The sequence below is a fragment of the Agrobacterium sp. Azo12 genome, from assembly GCF_029193765.2.
Classification (GTDB): domain Bacteria; phylum Pseudomonadota; class Alphaproteobacteria; order Rhizobiales; family Rhizobiaceae; genus Agrobacterium.
In genome coordinates this window covers 849588-868455 of record NZ_JARFYO020000001.1, presented here as the reverse complement: position 1 = coordinate 868455, position 18868 = coordinate 849588, and the positions used below count along the sequence as shown (strand labels likewise).

Annotated in this window: 20 protein-coding genes; 7 read left to right on the top strand and 13 right to left on the bottom strand. The window is 55.5% G+C overall.

The window, feature by feature from the left end:
- Window position 1: 1 nt before the first annotated feature.
- Window positions 2-757, bottom strand: coding sequence for a 3-deoxy-manno-octulosonate cytidylyltransferase (locus PYL13_RS03935; protein ID WP_259147565.1), 756 nt, complete (start codon window positions 755-757; stop codon window positions 2-4).
- A gap of 153 nt (window positions 758-910) precedes the next feature.
- On the opposite strand from PYL13_RS03935, the gene PYL13_RS03930 reads away from it, so the two are divergent.
- On the top strand, window positions 911-1480 hold the full coding sequence (locus PYL13_RS03930) for a c-type cytochrome (RefSeq protein ID WP_192486965.1): 570 nt from the start codon (window positions 911-913) through the stop codon (window positions 1478-1480).
- 85 nt (window positions 1481-1565) lie between these two features.
- Here PYL13_RS03930 and PYL13_RS03925 read toward each other — a convergent pair whose 3' ends face one another.
- A complete protein-coding gene (locus tag PYL13_RS03925) occupies window positions 1566-2510 on the bottom strand; it encodes an AEC family transporter (protein WP_275640538.1) in 945 nt (314 codons plus the stop codon).
- A 405-nt stretch (window positions 2511-2915) separates the two neighbouring features.
- On the opposite strand from PYL13_RS03925, the gene PYL13_RS03920 reads away from it, so the two are divergent.
- The gene (locus PYL13_RS03920) at window positions 2916-3908 is read left to right on the top strand and encodes an adenosine kinase (RefSeq protein ID WP_275640537.1); all 993 of its coding nucleotides are present in this window, start codon (window positions 2916-2918) and stop codon (window positions 3906-3908) included.
- Here the strand turns inward: PYL13_RS03920 and PYL13_RS03915 are convergent.
- Window positions 3901-4437 carry an SH3 domain-containing protein gene (locus tag PYL13_RS03915; RefSeq protein WP_259147573.1) on the bottom strand — a complete coding sequence of 179 codons (537 nt, stop codon included), beginning with the start codon at window positions 4435-4437 and terminating at the stop codon, window positions 3901-3903. The two genes, PYL13_RS03920 and PYL13_RS03915, sit on opposite strands and share 8 nt — an antisense overlap.
- 233 nt (window positions 4438-4670) lie before the next feature.
- Between PYL13_RS03915 and PYL13_RS03910 the strand changes: the two genes are divergently transcribed.
- Window positions 4671-5675: a 2-hydroxyacid dehydrogenase gene (locus PYL13_RS03910; protein ID WP_192486961.1), complete on the top strand. Its 1005-nt coding sequence runs from the start codon at window positions 4671-4673 to the stop codon at window positions 5673-5675.
- Window positions 5676-5681: 6 nt separating this feature from the next.
- Here PYL13_RS03910 and PYL13_RS03905 read toward each other — a convergent pair whose 3' ends face one another.
- The 3 genes from PYL13_RS03905 to recF are packed head-to-tail and all read right to left on the bottom strand — an operon-like array spanning window position 5682 to window position 8082.
- A complete protein-coding gene (locus tag PYL13_RS03905) occupies window positions 5682-6158 on the bottom strand; it encodes a GNAT family N-acetyltransferase (RefSeq protein ID WP_275640536.1) in 477 nt (158 codons plus the stop codon).
- 1 nt (window position 6159) lies between these two features.
- Window positions 6160-6924, bottom strand: coding sequence for a molybdopterin-synthase adenylyltransferase MoeB (locus PYL13_RS03900; RefSeq protein ID WP_275640535.1), 765 nt, complete (start codon window positions 6922-6924; stop codon window positions 6160-6162).
- 30 nt (window positions 6925-6954) lie between these two features.
- On the bottom strand, window positions 6955-8082 hold the full coding sequence (gene recF, locus PYL13_RS03895) for a DNA replication/repair protein RecF (protein ID WP_275640534.1): 1128 nt from the start codon (window positions 8080-8082) through the stop codon (window positions 6955-6957).
- A 260-nt stretch (window positions 8083-8342) separates the two neighbouring features.
- Here recF and PYL13_RS03890 point away from each other — a divergent pair, with 260 nt between their 5' ends.
- From PYL13_RS03890 to PYL13_RS03875, 4 genes are all read left to right on the top strand, one after another.
- Complete coding sequence (locus tag PYL13_RS03890) at window positions 8343-9563, top strand: phosphopentomutase (RefSeq protein WP_275640533.1); 1221 nt, start codon at window positions 8343-8345, stop codon at window positions 9561-9563.
- Entirely contained in the window at window positions 9560-10543 is a 984-nt protein-coding gene (locus PYL13_RS03885) for an adenosine deaminase (protein ID WP_275640532.1), read from the top strand. The genes PYL13_RS03890 and PYL13_RS03885 overlap by 4 nt, the downstream gene beginning before the upstream one ends.
- Before the next feature lie 100 nt (window positions 10544-10643).
- Window positions 10644-11273: a uracil phosphoribosyltransferase gene (gene upp, locus PYL13_RS03880; protein WP_275640531.1), complete on the top strand. Its 630-nt coding sequence runs from the start codon at window positions 10644-10646 to the stop codon at window positions 11271-11273.
- A 152-nt stretch (window positions 11274-11425) separates the two neighbouring features.
- A complete protein-coding gene (locus PYL13_RS03875) occupies window positions 11426-11935 on the top strand; it encodes a TIGR02281 family clan AA aspartic protease (RefSeq protein WP_275640530.1) in 510 nt (169 codons plus the stop codon).
- Here the strand turns inward: PYL13_RS03875 and deoA are convergent.
- Genes deoA through PYL13_RS03840 form a run of 7 tightly spaced genes read right to left on the bottom strand, consistent with a single transcriptional unit; the run spans window position 11928 to window position 18808 of the window.
- Window positions 11928-13244: a thymidine phosphorylase gene (gene deoA / locus PYL13_RS03870; protein WP_275641368.1), complete on the bottom strand. Its 1317-nt coding sequence runs from the start codon at window positions 13242-13244 to the stop codon at window positions 11928-11930. The genes PYL13_RS03875 and deoA overlap by 8 nt on opposite strands.
- The gene (gene deoC / locus PYL13_RS03865; RefSeq protein ID WP_275640529.1) at window positions 13241-14014 is read right to left on the bottom strand and encodes a deoxyribose-phosphate aldolase; all 774 of its coding nucleotides are present in this window, start codon (window positions 14012-14014) and stop codon (window positions 13241-13243) included. Before deoC ends, deoA begins: the two co-directional genes overlap by 4 nt.
- Before the next feature lies 1 nt (window position 14015).
- Complete coding sequence (locus PYL13_RS03860) at window positions 14016-14816, bottom strand: purine-nucleoside phosphorylase (protein ID WP_192486953.1); 801 nt, start codon at window positions 14814-14816, stop codon at window positions 14016-14018.
- A complete protein-coding gene (locus tag PYL13_RS03855) occupies window positions 14816-15205 on the bottom strand; it encodes a cytidine deaminase (protein WP_250983536.1) in 390 nt (129 codons plus the stop codon). The genes PYL13_RS03860 and PYL13_RS03855 overlap by 1 nt, the downstream gene beginning before the upstream one ends.
- 2 nt (window positions 15206-15207) lie before the next feature.
- Entirely contained in the window at window positions 15208-16179 is a 972-nt protein-coding gene (locus tag PYL13_RS03850) for an ABC transporter permease (protein ID WP_192486951.1), read from the bottom strand.
- Between the two features lie 6 nt (window positions 16180-16185).
- Window positions 16186-17289: an ABC transporter permease gene (locus tag PYL13_RS03845; RefSeq protein ID WP_250983534.1), complete on the bottom strand. Its 1104-nt coding sequence runs from the start codon at window positions 17287-17289 to the stop codon at window positions 16186-16188.
- A gap of 7 nt (window positions 17290-17296) precedes the next feature.
- The gene (locus PYL13_RS03840) at window positions 17297-18808 is read right to left on the bottom strand and encodes an ABC transporter ATP-binding protein (RefSeq protein ID WP_275640528.1); all 1512 of its coding nucleotides are present in this window, start codon (window positions 18806-18808) and stop codon (window positions 17297-17299) included.
- Window positions 18809-18868: the final 60 nt, after the last annotated feature.

Genomic DNA, 18868 nt, shown 5'->3' with positions numbered 1-18868 from the left:
ATCAAAGAGATTTTGCAGCCAGAATACGTCTGGCTTTTTCCAGATCCGCTGGCGTGTCGACGCCAAGCGGAACAGATTTCACGATTTCTGCGTCAATGCGCATGCCGTCCTCCAGCGCACGCAACTGCTCAAGTGATTCGCGGCGCTCGAGAACAGAAGGCGGAAGTGAAACGAAGCGCTCAAGTGCGGCGCGGCGATAGGCATAAAGACCGATATGGTGGTAGAGCGGCCCGGGCCCGTAAGGTGCAGTGGCGCGGGTAAAATACAAAGCGCGAAGGCGGGTGTCCGACAGCGGACTGCCAACAACCTTCACCACATGTGGATTGACCTTTTCTTCCTCGCTGACAATTTCCACCGTAAGGGTGGCGATATCCACCTGCGGATTTTCCAGCGGACGCATCGCGGCCAGGATGGTTTCTGGCTCGATGGTTGGCAGGTCTCCCTGCACATTGACCACGAATTCAGCCTCGCGATTCGGGTCAACCTTTTCAAGGGCTTCAAAAATACGGTCCGAACCGGACTGATGATCGTCGCGCGTCATCATCACTTCAAATCCGGCAGCGGCCACAGCGTCGTAAACTTGATGATCATCAACGGCTACGACAATGCGTCCCAACCCCGCTTCACGGGCGCGAAGAGCCACTTGAACGATCATCGGCTTGCCACAGATATCCGCCAAAGGTTTTCCAGGCAGTCTGGTGGATGCAAGCCGTGCCGGGATAAGCACCAAAGCTTTGCCTAAATCCGTATTCTTCATTTCGAGACCCTTCAAATCCCGCCCGAAAAGTGTCAAAACGTCACGGAGTGGGGAGCATATTCAAGTTGCGCAAGCTATGCAAAAGCCATAGCTTTCATGCAATTTCAAGATGGCCCGTTTTGTTATCAAACGGCTGTGAGGGAGCGATTGTAGATGAATTCATATGTAAACATGGGCGTGGGGGCTCTTTTGGGCACCGTATTCGTCCTGATGTCTGTTTCGATAGCGTCGGAAGGGATCTTCCATTCTGCTGCTCCTGAAAAGGAAGGCTTCGCGATCGTTGCAGAAGAAAGTGCCAGTGCCGGTGGTGAAAGCGAAGCAGCAGTTGCAACGCCAATCGCGACCCTTCTTGCAAGCGCCGATGCCGCAAAGGGCGAAGTGGTGTTCAAGAAGTGTCAGAGCTGTCACACCTCGGAGAGTGGCGGTGCCAACAAGGTTGGACCCAATCTCTTCGATCTCGTTAATCGTCCAATCGCCGCACATGAAGGTTTCAGCTATTCGGCTGCACTCAAGGATTTTGCTCAGGGCGGCTCAGTCCATTGGGATTATGACCACCTCAATCACTTCCTGGAAGGTCCAAAGAAATACATCAGCGGCACAGCCATGGGCTTTGCAGGCGTGAAAAAGGAAACGGAACGTGCCGATCTGATCGCGTATCTTCGTACGTTGTCGGCGAACCCTGCTCCGCTGCCGGATCCGGCGGCTGCACCAGCCACCAACTGATTTTTTCTTCTGTCGATCAAAAAAAGCCACCGTCACGCCAGTGCCGGTGGCTTTTTTAATGGGTAATTGCAACTTCGGTCTGTTGTCAGCCCAGCAGCCATGCCCACAGCGAAACCGAGAGAACACCCAGCAGCGTTGATATGCTGATGGTGGATGCTGCGAGGCTATGGCCGGTGCCAAAACGGTTGGCGAGCAGCCATGCATTGATGCCGGTCGGCACAGATGCCGTCAGTACCAGTGCAGCTGTCCATTGCGGGCTGAGGCCCAACAGATGCCCGGCAATCCATACACAGCCCGGCAACAGGAACAGCTTGAATGTGGTCATGGTGGCAGCGATGCGCACATTGCCGCGAATGCTGTATTTGTTGAGTGCCATGCCAAGAGAAATAAGTGCTGCCGGTCCGGCCATGCTGGCAATCTGGTCAATTACCGATTTCAAAACCACAGGTACCGGCACATCAATGGCATGCACTGACATGCCGATGATCAGACCAATGATCAGCGGATTGGAAATGAGATTGCGGCCAATCTGCTTGAGGATTGCGCCGGTGGAGCGCTTTTCACCACCGATGGCTTTATGGGTAGCATTTTCCATCAGAATGGTGCCGGCAATCATCATGACCGGCAGATGGATGGCAAGAAGAATGGACAGAGCAACAAGACCCTCATCACCAACCGAACGACCGACCAGCGGCAAACCGATGAAGATATTGTTGGCAAAGGATGACGAGATACCGGCAATCACGGCAATGCGCAGATCCTGTTTGAAAACATATTTCGCCACGATATGGCCAACAGCCCAGGTCACGGCGACACCGCTGAAATAGGCAATCCAAAGCTTGAACGGCGAAGCTCCGTGGAAATCAGCCTCCACCAACGTGCGGATAATCAGGGTCGGCACGGCAATCTTGAAAACGAAATCCCCCAGGACATCACCGACATCGACCTTGAACAAACCTACTTTTACAATCAGCCATCCAGTGAGGATGAGAATAAAAATAGGGGCAACATTCAGTGCAATCGCGGACATTGGGAGGGAGCTTTCGCGAATATGAGGCGGGAGAATCCAGCTGTAACGCAAATCCCATGGGGGGACAATTCTTGCGCGGCAATTAGCCGAACAGTCACTCACGCGCAGAAATGAAAAAAGCGGGGATCAATCCCCGCTTCATCATCACGGCAAATGCCTGCACCAGTACATCCGTGGTGCGGTTTCGCCGAAAAGCCGGAGAACAATCATGTTTTCCTTACACCGTTCTCTAAAACCGAGAACTATGAATTGGCTGATCCCCGTATAGCCACACCAGATGACAGTGCCATGACGAAGGGGTAAGTTTTTAATCCCTCAAACAACCGCGCTGCGCGGTTTTTCCTTTCCATGCGGGCAGAAATCGGTATGACGGAATCCCGGATGAACTCTCTCCGGACTGGATATATGGCAAAATATGACGTTCTGACCGTCGGCAACGCTATCGTTGATATTATTTCACGTTGCGACGACAAATTTCTCAATGAAAACGGCATTACCAAAGGTGCGATGAACCTCATCGATGCCGAACGTGCCGAACTTCTGTATTCGCTGATGGGCCCGGCTCTGGAAGCCTCCGGTGGCAGTGCCGGCAACACCGCCGCGGGCGTTGCCAATTTCGGTGGCAAGGCCGCCTATTTCGGCAAGGTCGCGGAAGATCAGCTCGGTGAAATTTTCCAGCACGATATTCGTGCCCAGGGCGTCTATTTCGAAACCAAGCCGGAAGGCACCTTCCCGCCAACCGCCCGTTCCATGATCTTCGTGACCGAAGATGGCGAGCGTTCAATGAACACCTATCTCGGCGCCTGCGTTGAGCTGGGTCCTGAGGATGTCGAGGCCGAGGTCGTTGCCGAATCCAAGGTAACCTATTTCGAAGGTTATCTGTGGGACCCGCCACGCGCCAAGGATGCGATCCGTGAATGCGCGCGTATTGCCCATGAACATGGCCGCGAAGTTTCGATGACGCTGTCCGACAGTTTCTGCGTTGGCCGTTATCGGGAAGAGTTTCTCGACCTGATGCGCTCCGGCACGGTGGATATTGTTTTCGCCAACAAGCAGGAAGCGCTTTCGCTGTACGAAACCGACGACTTCGAGCTGGCACTTTCCAAGATCGCGGCAGATTGCAAGATCGCGGCCGTGACGATGAGCGAAGAAGGTGCCGTGATCGTACGGGGTACAGAACGCGTCAAAGTTGATGCCTATGCCGTTCACGATGTCGTGGACACTACAGGCGCTGGCGACCTGTTCGCATCAGGCTTCCTGTTTGGTTACACCACGGATCGTTCGCTGGAAGATTGCGGCAAGCTGGGCTGCCTTGCAGCCGCTGCTGTTATCCAGCAAATCGGCCCAAGGCCAATGAGCTCGCTGAAAACAGCAGGCAGCAAAGCCGGTCTTATTTAAAGGCCTCACCCGGGTAAGCGCCCCAGATTTCCCCCTGGGGCACCCAACCATTTGCCTGCCCGGCTTCGGCGCGACACCAGTCGCCATTGCACTCACCGATCCGGATCATCACGCCAGGCTCGAGTTTGGCGATGACAGACGCAGACGATTGCGGCTCACGGCGCATGTTCACGTAAATGCTTTCACCCTTGCCGCGCATCCATGGAGCGGCAACGGCTGTACGCTCTCCGGACAAAAGAGCCTGGTTCACCCAGCCTTCGGTACCATCCGCATCGCGGATACGGCGCCAGTTTTCGTATTCCTGCACGATTTCAACCGGCATACCTGCCTTTAGGTACATCCATGACACCGCATAATCGGTGCTTGGGCCGATTCGCATGTTAACGCGCTTCGATTTCAGGCTGACAAAACGGGGAAGCGGCAAACCGCTGGCTCCCTTGGCTGCACCTTGCGCGTGGGCAATCTGCCCCAGACCGCCGACAAGCGCCAAAGATAAAGCCATGCAAAAAACAAATGCAGATCTACGCATGCATGCCTCCGTTTTCTTAACCAGAGCCCTTGCCATCAAAGGAAACCCGGTTTTTGATCTCTAGAATACGCTCATCTCCAGATCGGCGAGTTAGGCCATCGAAACCGGAACTCGGTCGGACTTGTCCTGACGAGTTCTGTTGTCTTCCTCGAACGGTCTGGTAGAAACGCGTGAATGAAAGAAATTATCGCTCTTTCTGGTTAACGACCTCTGAACAAGGCATCGGACACATCATGAGCAACAAGAAGAGACCCTCCGTTTACCTCACCCGGAAGCTGCCGGACATGGTTGAAACGCGTATGCGGGAACTCTTCGATGCAGAATTGAACATAGATGACGCCCAGCGCAGCGAATCAGAGCTGGTCGCCGCCATGCAGACAGCCGATGTTCTGGTGCCGACCGTGACCGACCGCATCACCGCTGCGATGATCGAAAAAGCCGGTCCACAACTGAAACTGATCGCCAGCTTTTCAAACGGCATCGACCACATTGATGTCGACGCCGCTGCGCAAAAAGGCATCACCGTTACCAACACACCCAATGTGCTGACCGAAGACAGTGCTGACATGACCATGGCGCTGGTGCTGGCCGTGCCGCGCCGGTTGGTCGAGGGCACGCGGGTTCTGGCCAACAATGCCGATGAATGGGGCGGCTGGTCGCCAACTTGGATGCTTGGGCGCCGTATTTCCGGAAAACGTATCGGGATTGTCGGCATGGGGCGCATTGGCACAGCCGTTGCGCGCCGCGCCAAGGCGTTCGGCCTTTCCATCCATTATCACAACCGCCACCGGGTAAACCCCGCCACGGAAGCAGAGCTTGAGGCAACCTACTGGGACAGCCTCGACCAGATGCTGGCGCGTGTCGACATTGTTTCGATCAACTGCCCGTCAACGCCTGCAACCTACCATCTGATCTCTGCCCGGCGTTTGGCGCTGATGCAGCCGACCAGCTACATCGTTAATACCGCACGCGGCGATATCATTGATGAGGCAGCGATGATCCAGTGCCTGCGCGATGGCAAGATCGCCGGTGCCGGGCTTGATGTTTATGAAAATGAGCCGGCGGTTAATCCCAAACTGATCAAGCTGGCACGTGAGGGCAAGGTCGTGCTGTTGCCGCATATGGGATCTGCCACAATCGAAGGTCGCATGGATATGGGTGACAAGGTCATCATCAACATCCGCACCTATTTCGATGGCCACCGCCCACCGAACCGGGTTCTTCCCGGCAAAAACTGAAGATGTTCAGAAAAGCGGTTTTTGCATTTCGATGTAGGTTATGCGCTGATAACCTGCATGCGAACGCTCTTCGGTCTTTTCAAAACCCCAGCGGCCGAACGTCCGGTGATTGGCGATCAGTTCGATACGCGCTTGCAGCCGTAGCGCTTTCAGGCCAAGTTGTTGTGCCGTTTGTTCTGCCACCGCACACAAGGCAGCGCCGATGCCCTTGCCCTGCGCCAACGGGCTGACGGCCAGCTTGCCAATGTAGAGCGTTGCAGGTTCCGTCTTGCAGAAAATACAGCCGAGCAGTTTTCCGTTCTCATCACGCGCGACAAAACAGACTTCGTCGTTGGCCTTCTGACGCAGGTTTTCAAGCGTCAAGGCATGGGCGGACGACGGTGGGTCGATAACACCATCCATATAAGCAAATGCTTCGCAGATCAGTTTCAACAGTTCATCCCAACGGCCAAAACCGTCATTGACCTTGCTGATATCAATCACATCACGCCTCTTTTTTGCGTCGTCTCTTGTAGCGCACAGTTTCAAAACGCGCTGACAAGGCATCGTATAATAACAACCGCCCGACAAGCGGCTCCCCCGTTTGCGTTATGAGTTTGATGGCTTCCATGGACATGATGGTACCGATGACCCCTGTCAGGGCACCGACAATGCCGGTTTCTGCACAGGATGGAACAAGTCCCGATGGCGGCGGTTCGGGAAACAGGTCGCGGTAGCCTGGATAAGCGACACCATCGGGGCCGGTCTCATAGGGCTTCAGCACCGTGACAGAACCGTCGAACCGTCCGACAGCGCCAGTGACCAGGGCAATGTTTGCCTGTTCGGCACTGTCGGCTGCGGCATAGCGCGTATCGAAATTATCCGACCCATCAACGACCAAGTCAAAGCGCGACAAATGCTGGTCCGCCCATTCGCGTGAAAACCGCTCTTCAAACACCACCGTGCGCACATGCGGGTTAAGCCTAGATATCGCATCAACGGCGCTCGCAGTTTTCATTTCTCCGATCGTACCGCTGTCATAGATGACCTGCCGCTGGAGATTGGACAGCGACACCGTGTCATCGTCAATCAGGCCTAGTGTTCCGACACCGGCTGCGGCGAGATAAAGCAAGATCGGCGCGCCGAGACCGCCGGCGCCGATTACCAGCACTTTGGCGCGCTTGAGCCGCTGCTGGCCGACACCACCAATTTCCGGCAGCAATATGTGCCGTTTGTAGCGTTCGATCTCTTCGTCAGTCAGCACGTCCATCACGCTTATCCCCGCATAACCTGCCCGATATTAGGATGAGATCCGTCCATTGGAAACATTGAAGAATTGGGCACGGGAACCCAGCGCTTCAAACATCGAAGCATCGGTCCCGGTCATGAAGCTCTGACCACCAAGCACATGGATGAGATCAAACAGCGTGGCGCGTCGACCCTCATCGAGATGAGCGGCGATTTCATCCAGCAGCAGGACAGGCGCATACCCGGTCATATTTGCAGTCAATTGTGCATGTGCCAGCACCAGCCCCACCAAAAGGGCCTTCTGCTCACCGGTTGAACACCGTCCTGCGTCCATATCCTTTTCACGGTGGCGCACGAACAGATCGACACGGTGCGGGCCATCCAACGTGCGTCCGGCGGCAGAATCTCTGTGCCGGCTGCCGCGCAACATGGCGAGGTACATGTCTTCCTGCTCGACGGCTGGGCGCAGTGGATCGTCATCCATGAAACCGGACAGTTGCAAGCTTGCCGTCGGGAAAGCGGCACTCTCTGCCCGGTCGGCAATCAGTGCGGTGAGAAGGCCGAGAATTTCCTGACGCGCCGATGCCATGGCAATGCCGAGAGCCGCCATCTGCGTTTCGATACCATCCAGCCACACCGGGTCAAACCGGCCATCGGACAGCAAGCGGTTGCGGCTGCGCATGGCTTTTTCAAAGTCGCCTGCCCGGCGGCCATGTGATGGGTCAATAGACAACACCAGCCTATCGAGAAACCGACGACGGTCTGCCGATGGGCCGCTGAACAGCCCGTCCATAGCAGGCGTCAGCCACAGAACACGCAGGTGATCGGTCAATTCATCTACGGATTTGACACTGGTGCCATTCAGGCGCAGGCGGCGTGTAACCGTATCTCCGGTATTTTCAATGCCTGTGCCGATGGCAACGTCGCCTTCCATGCCTTCAGCATGGGCAAAAATTGAAAAGCCCTTGTCTTCGGCACCCACCCTGGTGACTTCCGGCAGGGTGGCACGTCTTATTCCCCGTCCCGGCGACAGAAACGAAACGGCCTCCAGCAAGTTGGTCTTGCCGGAGCCATTGTTGCCAGTGAGTACCACATGGCGGTCGTCCATATCCAGGGCAGCATGGGCGTAATTTCTGAAATCCGCCAACTTTAACTGCGAGAGAAAAACCTTCGATGTCATGTGCATGAGCTAGGACGAAGATGGGCCAATGGCAAGTTTTGAATGATCAAAGCCTGCAAAAGCCCACCAAAAATATGGGCAGATAAATCCGGATACCCACGCTATGTTGCAAATTACGAAAATCGCTTCGCAGTTCGGTTTCTCGTGTTTATATGAGGGATTATTTTTTACACGCAGTTGCAGAGGCCCCAACTTCTCGCCTGCAGGCATTGTTTAGGACACGTTCTGGCTAACACGCCGGTGCATAATTCAGGTGGTTGATGGCACGCGCATTTCTACTCGTTCTCGATTCCTTCGGCGTTGGCGGAGCTGTCGATGCGATACGATACGGCGATGATGGCTCAAACACTCTGGGTCATATTGCCGAATTTTGCGCAGCCGGCGCGGCTGACCGGCCCGGTTTGCGGTCCGGTCCGCTCGATTTGCCCAACATGTCATCGCTTGGCCTCGTGCACATATCCCGCCAGGCGACCGGTGAGTTTCCGCTGGGAATGCGCATTCCCTCACGAATTTTTGGCCTTTATGGCAGCGCCAGTGAAGTCTCCAATGGTAAGGATACCCCGTCCGGTCACTGGGAAATCGCCGGCACACCGGTTTCATTCGACTGGGGATATTTCCCTAGCGAAGGTGATGCATTTTCCCCGGAACTGGTCGACGCGATCTGTCGCGACGGCAACATTCCCGGCATTCTCGGCAACTGCCATGCCTCCGGTACGGATGTGATTGCCAAACTCGGTGCCGAACATATCAGGACCGGCAAACCAATGTGCTACACTTCGTCGGACTCGGTTTTTCAGATCGCAGCACATGAGCGATATTTCGGCCTCGAGCGCCTGATCGAGCTTTGCAAGGCCGTACGCGTTTTGCTGGATCCGCTCAATATCGGGCGCGTCATTGCGCGACCCTTTGTCGGCGAAACCGCAGCGACCTTCCAGCGGACCGGCAACCGGCGCGATTTTTCCGTTTTGCCACCGGAGCCAACCCTGCTTGACCGGCTGGTTGCGGCAGGTCGCAACGTACATGCCATTGGCAAGATCGGCGACATCTATGCCCATCAGGGCGTTAGCCGCGTCATCAAGGCCAATGGCAACGAAGCGTTGATGCAAGCCACACTCAAGACAATTGATGAAGCCGAAGACGGTGATCTGGTTTTTACCAACTTCGTTGATTTTGACATGCTGTACGGCCACCGGCGGGATGTTGCCGGATATGCGGCAGCTCTGGAGGCTTTTGATCTGCAGCTTCCAGAAATACACCGCAAGATGCGCCCCGGTGATATTGCCGTCATTACGGCCGACCACGGCTGTGATCCGACATGGCGCGGAACCGACCATACACGCGAACGAGTACCAATCATGGTGTTTGGTCCGGGCATCCGTTCACGCAGCATAGGAATTCGCAGCACCTTTGCCGACATTGGCGAAAGCGTTGCTGCACATCTGGGAATAGAGCCGGGAAAATACGGCAGGAGCTTTATGTGACGACGAAACTATTAAAAGCAGAAATTCATTGCCACCTTGAGGGTGCAGCCCCGCCTGCCCTTGTTGCAAAACAGGCCGAAAAATACGGTATCGACAGCAGTTCCTTCCTGCGGGACGGCGCTTATGTCTGGTCAGATTTTGCAGAGTTCATTCGCTGTTACGATGCGGTGGCCGCGGTATTCCGCACTGAGGAAGATTATGCCCTTCTGACCGAAACCTATCTTGCAGAACTGGCGGCCGTCGACACGATCTACAGTGAGCTTATCATCTCGCCGGATCATGGTGACCGTATCGGTCTGGGTGCTGACGCGTATCTTGCCGGTGTCGTCGCTGGTATTGAAGCGGCCAAGGAAAAGACGGGCATCGAAGCGCGCATTATCGTGACAGGTGAGCGTCATTTCGGACCGGAAAAGGTTATTGCCGCTGCGGAATATGCCGCACGCGTCAAACATCCGTTGATCACCGGCTTTAACATCGCTGGTGAAGAACGCATGGGCCGCGTCGCCGATTATGCCCGCGCCTTCGACATCGCCCGTGATGCTGGTCTTGGCCTCACGATCCATGCCGGTGAAGTGTGTGGCGCATTCAGCGTCAGCGATGCGCTGGATCTGGTCAAGCCATCGCGCATCGGTCACGGTGTTCGCTCGATCGAAGATGCGGCACTGGTCGAACGACTGGTGGAAACCGGCACGGTGCTTGAGGTTTGCCCTGGCTCCAACATTGCCTTGGACATCTATCCGGATTTTGAAAGCCACCCGCTGCGCCGCCTGAAGGAAGCCGGTGTGCGTGTCTGCATCAGTTCGGATGACCCGCCATTTTTCCATACCTCGCTGCAGCGCGAATATGACCTTGCCGCCGGTGTTTTCGGATTTTCCAAGCCGGAAATCGATCAACTGACCCGCACATCGCTTGAGGCGGCCTTCGTTGACGAGGCCACCCGCACTGCACTGCTTGCCCGTCTGGACGAGAGTGCTGCGTAAAAGGCCATATGACAGGGTAAAACCTTCTGAAACCCTTGCGAAAGCAAGGGTCGGTGACATAGAAGAGCAAGATAACAAACAGAGGGAAGGTCATTTCTCCATGAACGGCGTCACAGTCATCAAGCATCCGCTGGTGCAGCATAAACTCACCATCATGCGCAAAAAAGAAACCTCGACGGCAGGCTTTCGTCGCCTGTTGAGGGAAATCTCAACGCTGCTTTGCTATGAGGTCACACGCGATCTCGAAATGACGATAGAAACCATCGACACGCCGATGGAAACGATTGAAGCACCGGTTCTGGAAGGCAAGAAGCTTGTTTTTGCGTCCATTCTGCGCGCTGGCAACGGCCTTCTGGAAGGCATGCTGGAGCTGGTGCCTTCGGCCCGCGTCTCGCATATTGGCGTTTACCGCGACCACGATACGCTGGAAGCGGTTGAATATTACTTCAAGGCTCCGGAAAGCCTTGATGCCCGCCTGGTCATCGTTGTTGACCCGATGCTTGCCACCGGCAACTCCTCGATTGCAGCTGTTGAAAAGCTCAAGGAACGTGGTGCAAAGAACATTCGTTTCCTTTGCCTGCTGGCCGCCCCTGAAGGCATCAAGAACTTCCAGGAAGCACATCCGGATGTTCCGATTTACACGGCCGCGATTGATCGCCATCTCAATGAACAGGGCTATATCGTTCCTGGTCTTGGTGACGCAGGCGACCGTATGTACGGCACGAAATAATAGAGCCTTCATCGTCTCTTAACCAGAACGGCCATTTGTCCTTATAAGTCAGGACAAATGGCCGTTTTATTTGCATCCTGCAAAACATAACGGACTATATTTACCCGACGATACCTTGCGAAAGCTTGTCCGGTTAAAACGAGATTGTCCCTATGTTTATGCGCAGCGTCTTTTTACTGATCAGTCTTTCGGCCAGCGCAACGCAGGTCCCGGCAATCGTCAAGATGCTGACTGAAAAGCCGCAGGAAACACCGACCGTATCGGCCCCCGTTCGCGAGGTTGCCATTACACCGGGTTCGGTGGTGCTGAAACAGGATGCGCGCGGCCATTTCAATGCGACACTCAAATTGAATGGCAAGGCGGTCGACGGGCTGATCGACACCGGCGCATCGGCAATCGTCATCAACGAAGCAACAGCGCGGCGCTTGGGTTACGGCGTCAACAGCCTCGATTTCAAATATCCGGTATCAACGGCCAACGGTCGTACAAAGGCCGCCTATATCAATCTGGACCGGGTGGAACTCGGCAATATCCGTGTGCGCGACGTTGAAGCCTATGTCATGAAAAACGAGGCGCTCAGCACAACGCTTATCGGCATGACATTCCTTCGCAAGCTGTCATCTTTCAAGGTTGAAAACGGCACCCTGAAGCTGGTCAGGTAATGCGTGCCACGATTTCGGTTGTTGGTTCCGGCTTTTCATCACTGATCGTATAAAGTCCGGCCAGTTTCTGCGCCATATGGCGTGCCTGATCTTGGTCAGCGGCATGAACCAGCGCAATCTCATCGCCGGCTTCAACGCGGCTTCCCAGCGGCTTTATAGCGGACAGTCCAACACGATGGTCGATCGTGTCTGTCGCCGCGACACGGCCACCACCGAGTTCGACCACGGCCATACCGATATCACGGGTTTCACAGGCGGCGAGCCAACCGCTGTCTTTCGCCAGAACCGGATGAACGACAGGCGCTGCGACAAGATATTCGCCAGAGCGTTCGACAAAATCAGCTGGCCCGCCAAGCAAGGTGACCATCCGCGCAAAATGTTCCAAGGCCCGACCTGACGACAGGGCGTGCATGGCCTGATCATGGGCGTCGGCAACACCGGAGGCCACACCGGCCTGCAACAGCATTTCCGCAGCAAAGGCCATCACTACCCGCTCAAGTCGGGTGCCCGCTTTTTTTCCCGCCAGAAAATCGAGGCAGTTGATGATTTCAAGCGTATTGCCGGCCGCATCGGCCAACGGCTGGTTCATGTCGGTGATCAAGGCGGATGTGTTGACGCCGGCGCCATTGGCAACCTCGACGAGGGAACGAGCCAGTGTTTCCGCATCCTGCTTGTTTTGCATGAACGCGCCATTCCCGATCTTCACATCAAGAACGAGAGATTGCAGACCAGCAGCCAGTTTTTTGGAAAGGATAGAAGCCGTAATCAGTGGCACAGATTCAACGGTCGCGGTAATGTCCCTGATGGCGTAAAGCCGCCGGTCTGCCGGCGCGAGATTGGCCGTTTGGCCAATGATAGCGCAGCCTGCCTGTCGCAACACATCACGAAACAGCGCAGCGTCAGGGGCGATATTATAGCCCGGTATCGATTCCAGCTTGTCCAGCGTACCACCGGTATGGCCAAGACCACGCCCGGAAATCATCGGCACGGCGACACCACAGGCCGCAACAATGGGAGCCAACATCAAGGAGACATTGTCACCGACACCACCAGTCGAGTGTTTATCGGCAATCGGCAGGCCGATATCGCTCCAATCCAACACCTCACCGCTATCGCGCATGGCCAGTGTCAGGGCGACGGTTTCATCACGTGTCATGCCGTTGAAATAGACAGCCATGGCAAATGCGGCCGCCTGGCCTTCAGAAATTCGCTCTTTGGCCAAACCATCGATGAACACTGCGATGTCTGCAGCGTCCAGAATTTCCCCATCACGTTTACGGCGGATGATTTCTTGTGGCAGCAAGATCAGTATCCGTTGGAAACTTTGGCCGATGTACCGCCACCCAGCACGTTCAAGATGTCATCCAGCAGGCTGGAGGCACCAAAACGGAAGGTGGATGGCATGGCCCAATTTGGCTGCATGATCGTTTCAGCCAGTCGCAGGTAGAGCGTTGCATCGTCGACACTGGAAATGCCACCCGATGGCTTGAAACCGACCTTCTGCCTGCTGTCGCGAATGGCCTGCAACATGATGTCTGCCGCCTCTAGCGTGGCATTGGTGGATACCTTGCCGGTGGAAGTCTTGATGAAGTCTGCACCTTCGGCGATGGAAATTTCCGACGCGCGGCGAATAAGAACGCGATCCTTGATTTCCCCGCTTTCCAGAATGACCTTCAGCAGAACAGGTGCCGGGCAGACCTTGCGCACTGCAGCGACCATTTCCGAAACGGCCGCCTCATCGCCGGCCAGCAGTTTTTTGTAAGGGATCACCAGGTCGATCTCATCGGCGCCATCGGCAACCGCACGTTCGGTTTCCCTGACCACTGTTGCAACGTCGAGATCACCCGACGGAAAATTAACAACTGTCGCGATTTTCACGCTGTGGTTTGAGCCGAAGGCGGCCCGCGCCTGTGCAACATACCGTGGCCAGATGCAAATCGCAGCCGTGTTGCCATAGGACGTCTGCGCACGATTGATCAGTGCGGCAATCTGTTCAGGCGTGCAGTCATCATTCAGGTTGGTGAGGTCAAGCAGTGACAATGCGAGAGCCGCAGCTTCGCGAGAGCTCTGGAGTTCCATGTTATTCTCCTCCTGAAATCATTTCGCGCACGATAGCAGCAAGGCGCTTTCCACCGATCGGTGCCATGTCCTTGGTTTCTTCGTGGCTGAGTTCAGCCCCTGTCATGCCTGCACCATAATTGGTAATAACCGATGCAGCGGCAACGCGCATGCCAAAAAATCTGGCAAGAATGACTTCCGGCACGGTGGACATGCCGACGGCATCTGCACCGAGAATGCGCGCCATCCGGATTTCGGCGGGTGTTTCAAAGCTTGGACCGGAAAACCACATGTAGACGCCGCTCAACATTGGCACACCAGCGCGAATGGCAGCATTGCGCATCGCAACGGCCATTTCCGCATCATAGGCGGTGGTCATGCCCACGAAACGGCGATCACTTTCCTCGCCAATCAGCGGGTTCATGCCAGAATAGTTGATGTGGTCGACGATCTGCATCACCGAGCCGGGCGGCATATCTTCACGCAGCGACCCAGCCGAATTGGTCAGGATCAGCGATTGCACGCCAAGACCGGCCAGCGCCTCGATCGGAACGCGCATGGCAGCGGCGTCGCCTTTTTCATAATAATGCACACGGCCAGACAGCATGATGACCGGTTCGCCACCGAGGTAACCGGCAACCAGCTCACCGGCATGACCGGAAACGCCGCTTGCCGGAAAATCCGGCAGTTCTGAAAACGGGATCCGAACCGCATCGGTCAATTCTTCAACGAGCGAACCAAGGCCGGAGCCCAGCACGATGGCGACGCGCGGCATCATGCCTTGCAAACGATCTACCAGCAGATCGAAAATAGCTTGTGACATCAAGGCAGCTCGGTCTTGAAGCTGAAAGGCAGAAGTTCATCCATCGACATGACCTTCTGAACGCCGGTCTCATCGCAAAGATAGACCTTGGTATCCGCATTTGCGAATTCCGCAATCTTCTGACGGCAGCCACCACAGGGCGGGCAGAGCGCCAGCTTTTCGGCAATCACGGCGATTTCCTTGATCTGTTTGGCTCCGCCCATGATCATGGCGCTAATGGCGCTAGGCTCAGCACACCAGCCCTGCGGGAAGGACAGGTTCTCGATGTTGGCGCCCTTGTAGATCTGCCCATCCTCGGCGCGGATAGCCGCGCCGACAGGGAACTTCGAATAGGGGGCATGGGCAAATGACATGGCATCGCGCGCGGCTTCAAAAAGATCGTGAGACATGTTCAGCGTTCCTTCGAATAGGCAACACCACCGGCCTTCGGCGGTTTTGCGACACCAATAAACCCGGCCAGCAGGACGCAGGTCAGAATATACGGCAGTGCCTGGAATATCTGTACCGGTACTTCACCGATCAGCGGCACGGATTTGCCCTGCATGAAGTTGGCAACCGCATCCAGGAAACCGAACAACAGACATGCAAACATGACAGGAACAGGCTTCCATTTGGCAAAGATCAGGGCGGCAAGCGCGATGTAACCTTTACCCGCCGACATATTGGCAATGAACGCAGCCGACTGCGCAATCGCCAGATAGGCGCCCGAAAAGCCGCACAGGAAGCCGGCAACGATCACCGCACGATAACGCATCCATGTAACGGAAATACCTGCGGTATCGACGGCGCCGGGATTTTCACCCACAGCGCGAAGGCGCAGGCCAAACCGTGTGCGGTAAAGCACCCACCACGATAGTGGTACGGCGAGGAAAGCGAGATAAGTAAGGATATTGTGGCCGGAAATAACGTTGGCATAGAGCGGCCCGATAAATGGAATGTCCCTGACCAGATCAACGCCCGGCAAGGTAATGGGTGTGAAACGGCCACCACCAGCCAACTGCGGTGTACGACCACCCTGCCCGAACCATGCCTGCCCCAACACCACCGTTAGACCCGCTGCAATGAAGTTCAGCGCGACGCCGGACACGATCTGGTTGCCACGATTGGTAATCACGGCAAAACCGTGGGTCAGCGAGAACAGGATCGAAACGGCAATACCGGCAAACAGACCAAGCCACGGGTTGGCCGTGACATAGGCCACACAGGCCGATGCAAAGGCCGCAGCCAGCATCTTGCCTTCAAGGCCGATATCAAACACCCCGGCACGTTCAGAAAACAGACCGGCAAGCGCTGTAAACAGCAGCGGAATTGTCAAACGAACGGTCGAACCAAGAATGCTGACGACGATATCGAAAAAATCCATGGTTTCTCACCCTTTCGTAAATTGCTGGTAGATGCGCACCAGCGCGGGGCGGTACATATATTCAAGTGCACCGGCAAACAGGATCACCAGACCCTGGATCACAACGATCATTTCGCGGGTGATATTCGGCATTTCAAACGACAGGTCGGCACCGCCCTGGTAGAGAATGCCAAACAGCAGCGCGGCAAATAGAATGCCAAGTGGATGGCTGCGCCCCATCAGGGAAACGGCGATGCCGACAAAGCCCGCCCCACCCACGAACTCAACCTGCAAACGTCCCGAGGCGCCCATGACCGGGTTCAGCGCCATCATGCCGGCCAGTCCACCGGAAATCAGCATGGCGATGATCACCGTACGTGCGTAGGGGATGCCGGCATAGACTGCTGCCGAAGGGCTGATACCGAGCGTGCGCATTTCATAGCCAAGTTTGGTGCGCCAAATCAGCACCCAGACAAGGAAACACATGACTAGCGCAATCAGGAACGACACGTTAAACGGTGCCGGGCCAAGCTTCATGCCAAAAATCGCCATCAGCCAATCCAGCTTGGGCAGTTGGCCACCGGGTAGGAATGTGCGGGTTTCCGGCGCCATCTTGCCCGGAACAATAAACACATTCACCAGCAGGTAGACCATCAAGGCTGCACCGATGAAGTTGAACATGATGGTGGTAATAACCACGTGGCTGCCGCGCTTGGCCTGTAGCCAGGCCGGGATGAACGCCCAGGCCGCACCAAACAATGCCGCGCCGATAACGGCGAATGGCATCGTTACATACCACGGCACATAGTGGTCGAGAGACATGGCAACGATGGCCGCACCCAGACCGCCAACATAGGCCTGACCTTCAGCACCGATATTGAAAAGACCGGCATGAAAGGCAACGGCCACGGCAAGACCGGTGAAGATGAAGCTGGTGGTGTAAAACAGCGTAAAACCGATGGCATCACCACGGCCCAGTGCGCCCTGCACCAGCAGATTAAGGGCGGCGAACGGATCTTCACCTATCGACCAGACAACAAGGCCCGAGATCAGAAAAGCCGTCATGATGTTCAACAACGGCATGAGGCCGTAAGAAATCCAATTCGGAAGTGGTACGGAAGCAGTGCTCATAAGGCCCTCATGCGGCGATGCCGGCCATCATCAGGCCAAGTGTCTGTTCTTCGGCATCAGCCGTTTTTTCTCCCACGATCTGACCATCGAACATCACGATGATCCGGTCAGAGAGAGAGCGTATTTCATCCAGTTCCACGGAAACGAGAAGGATGGCCTTACCGGCATCCCGCATTTCAATGATGCGACGATGAATGAATTCGATCGCACCAATATCAACACCGCGGGTCGGCTGGCCGATAATCAACATCTTCGGGTCGCGCTCGATTTCGCGCGCAACGACGATTTTCTGCTGGTTGCCCCCGGAAAAATTCGCGGTTTTCAGATGGGCATTCGGCGGGCGAATATCGTATCTCTCGATCTTCTCTTCGGCATCCTTGCGCATGGCTTCGGGATTAAGGAACGGGCCTTTGCCGTACCGCTCATCGCGGTGGTAACCGAGGATGGAGTTTTCATATTCCTCGAACTTCAACACCAGACCCATGTGGTGGCGGTCTTCTGGAATATGGGCAAGGCCAAGATCGCGAAGCAATGCCGGATCGGCCTTGTCGATCGTCTTGCCATCAAACAGGATTTCTCCCGAATGCGGTTTGCGAATGCCGGCGATTGCTTCTAGCAATTCCGATTGGCCGTTGCCAGCAACGCCGGCAATGCCGACAATTTCGCCAGCACGAACGTCGAAGGATACGTTCTTGACCATATCGACGCCGCGGCTGTCCTTGACCGTCAGGTTGCGGACCGACATCAGTGTTTGAGCAGGAGATGCCTCGCCTTTTTCTACACGCAGAAGAACGCGGCGGCCAACCATCAGTTCAGCCAATTCCTCGACCGAGGTTTCAGCGGTTTTGCGGGTCGCGACCATTTCGCCCCGACGCATCACGGATACCGTGTCGGTAATGGCCATGATTTCGCGCAGCTTATGGGTGATGAGAATTACGGTTTTGCCCTGATCGCGCAGCACGCCGAGAATCTTGAAGAGATGGTCGGCCTCGGCCGGAGTCAGCACGCCGGTCGGCTCATCGAGAATGAGGATTTCAGCGCCACGGTACATGGCTTTGAGGATTTCAACACGCTGTTGAAGGCCCACCGGCAGTTCTTCGATTACTGCATCGGGGTCGACTTCAAGACCGTAATCCGCCTCAAGACGTTTCAGTTCCGTGCGGGCTGCGTTAACGCCTTGCTTCAGCAGAGCTCCGCTTTCCGCTCCCAGAATAACGTTCTCAAGCACGGTGAAATTTTCGACCAGCATGAAGTGCTGGTGCACCATGCCAATTCCAGCACTGATCGCAGCCTGGCTGTCCTTGATGGACACCGGCGCTCCATTCATTTTTATCTCACCGGAATCGGCCTGATAAAATCCATAGAGGATCGACATGAGTGTGGATTTGCCAGCACCATTCTCACCAATGATGCCGTGGATGGATCCTTTGGCAACCGCAAGATTGATGTTTTTATTGGCGTGAACGGCGCCGAATTTTTTATCGATGCCAACAAGTTCGATTGCAAGCTGCGTGCTCAAATCGGAAAATCTCCAAATCTGGATATGGAAAGGGCGTATGGCACAAAGCCATACGCCCCT

Excerpts from the sequence above, each read along its gene's own strand:
- PYL13_RS03860 (WP_192486953.1), bottom strand. The coding sequence starts at position 14,816 with ATGTCACAAGCTATTTTCGATCTGCTGGTAGATCGTTTGCAAGGCATG.
- PYL13_RS03915 (WP_259147573.1), bottom strand. The coding sequence starts at position 4,437 with ATGCGTAGATCTGCATTTGTTTTTTGCATGGCTTTATCTTTGGCGCTT.
- PYL13_RS03930 (WP_192486965.1), top strand. The coding sequence starts at position 911 with ATGAATTCATATGTAAACATGGGCGTGGGGGCTCTTTTGGGCACCGTA.
- recF (WP_275640534.1), bottom strand. The coding sequence starts at position 8,082 with ATGACATCGAAGGTTTTTCTCTCGCAGTTAAAGTTGGCGGATTTCAGA.
- deoC (WP_275640529.1), bottom strand. The coding sequence starts at position 14,014 with ATGGAACTCCAGAGCTCTCGCGAAGCTGCGGCTCTCGCATTGTCACTG.
- PYL13_RS03890 (WP_275640533.1), top strand. The coding sequence starts at position 8,343 with ATGGCACGCGCATTTCTACTCGTTCTCGATTCCTTCGGCGTTGGCGGA.
- PYL13_RS03875 (WP_275640530.1), top strand. The coding sequence starts at position 11,426 with ATGTTTATGCGCAGCGTCTTTTTACTGATCAGTCTTTCGGCCAGCGCA.
- PYL13_RS03900 (WP_275640535.1), bottom strand. The coding sequence starts at position 6,924 with ATGGACGTGCTGACTGACGAAGAGATCGAACGCTACAAACGGCACATA.
- PYL13_RS03910 (WP_192486961.1), top strand. The coding sequence starts at position 4,671 with ATGAGCAACAAGAAGAGACCCTCCGTTTACCTCACCCGGAAGCTGCCG.
- PYL13_RS03855 (WP_250983536.1), bottom strand. The coding sequence starts at position 15,205 with ATGTCTCACGATCTTTTTGAAGCCGCGCGCGATGCCATGTCATTTGCC.
- PYL13_RS03935 (WP_259147565.1), bottom strand. The coding sequence starts at position 757 with ATGAAGAATACGGATTTAGGCAAAGCTTTGGTGCTTATCCCGGCACGG.
- PYL13_RS03925 (WP_275640538.1), bottom strand. The coding sequence starts at position 2,510 with ATGTCCGCGATTGCACTGAATGTTGCCCCTATTTTTATTCTCATCCTC.
- upp (WP_275640531.1), top strand. The coding sequence starts at position 10,644 with ATGAACGGCGTCACAGTCATCAAGCATCCGCTGGTGCAGCATAAACTC.
- PYL13_RS03845 (WP_250983534.1), bottom strand. The coding sequence starts at position 17,289 with ATGAGCACTGCTTCCGTACCACTTCCGAATTGGATTTCTTACGGCCTC.
- PYL13_RS03920 (WP_275640537.1), top strand. The coding sequence starts at position 2,916 with ATGGCAAAATATGACGTTCTGACCGTCGGCAACGCTATCGTTGATATT.
- PYL13_RS03850 (WP_192486951.1), bottom strand. The coding sequence starts at position 16,179 with ATGGATTTTTTCGATATCGTCGTCAGCATTCTTGGTTCGACCGTTCGT.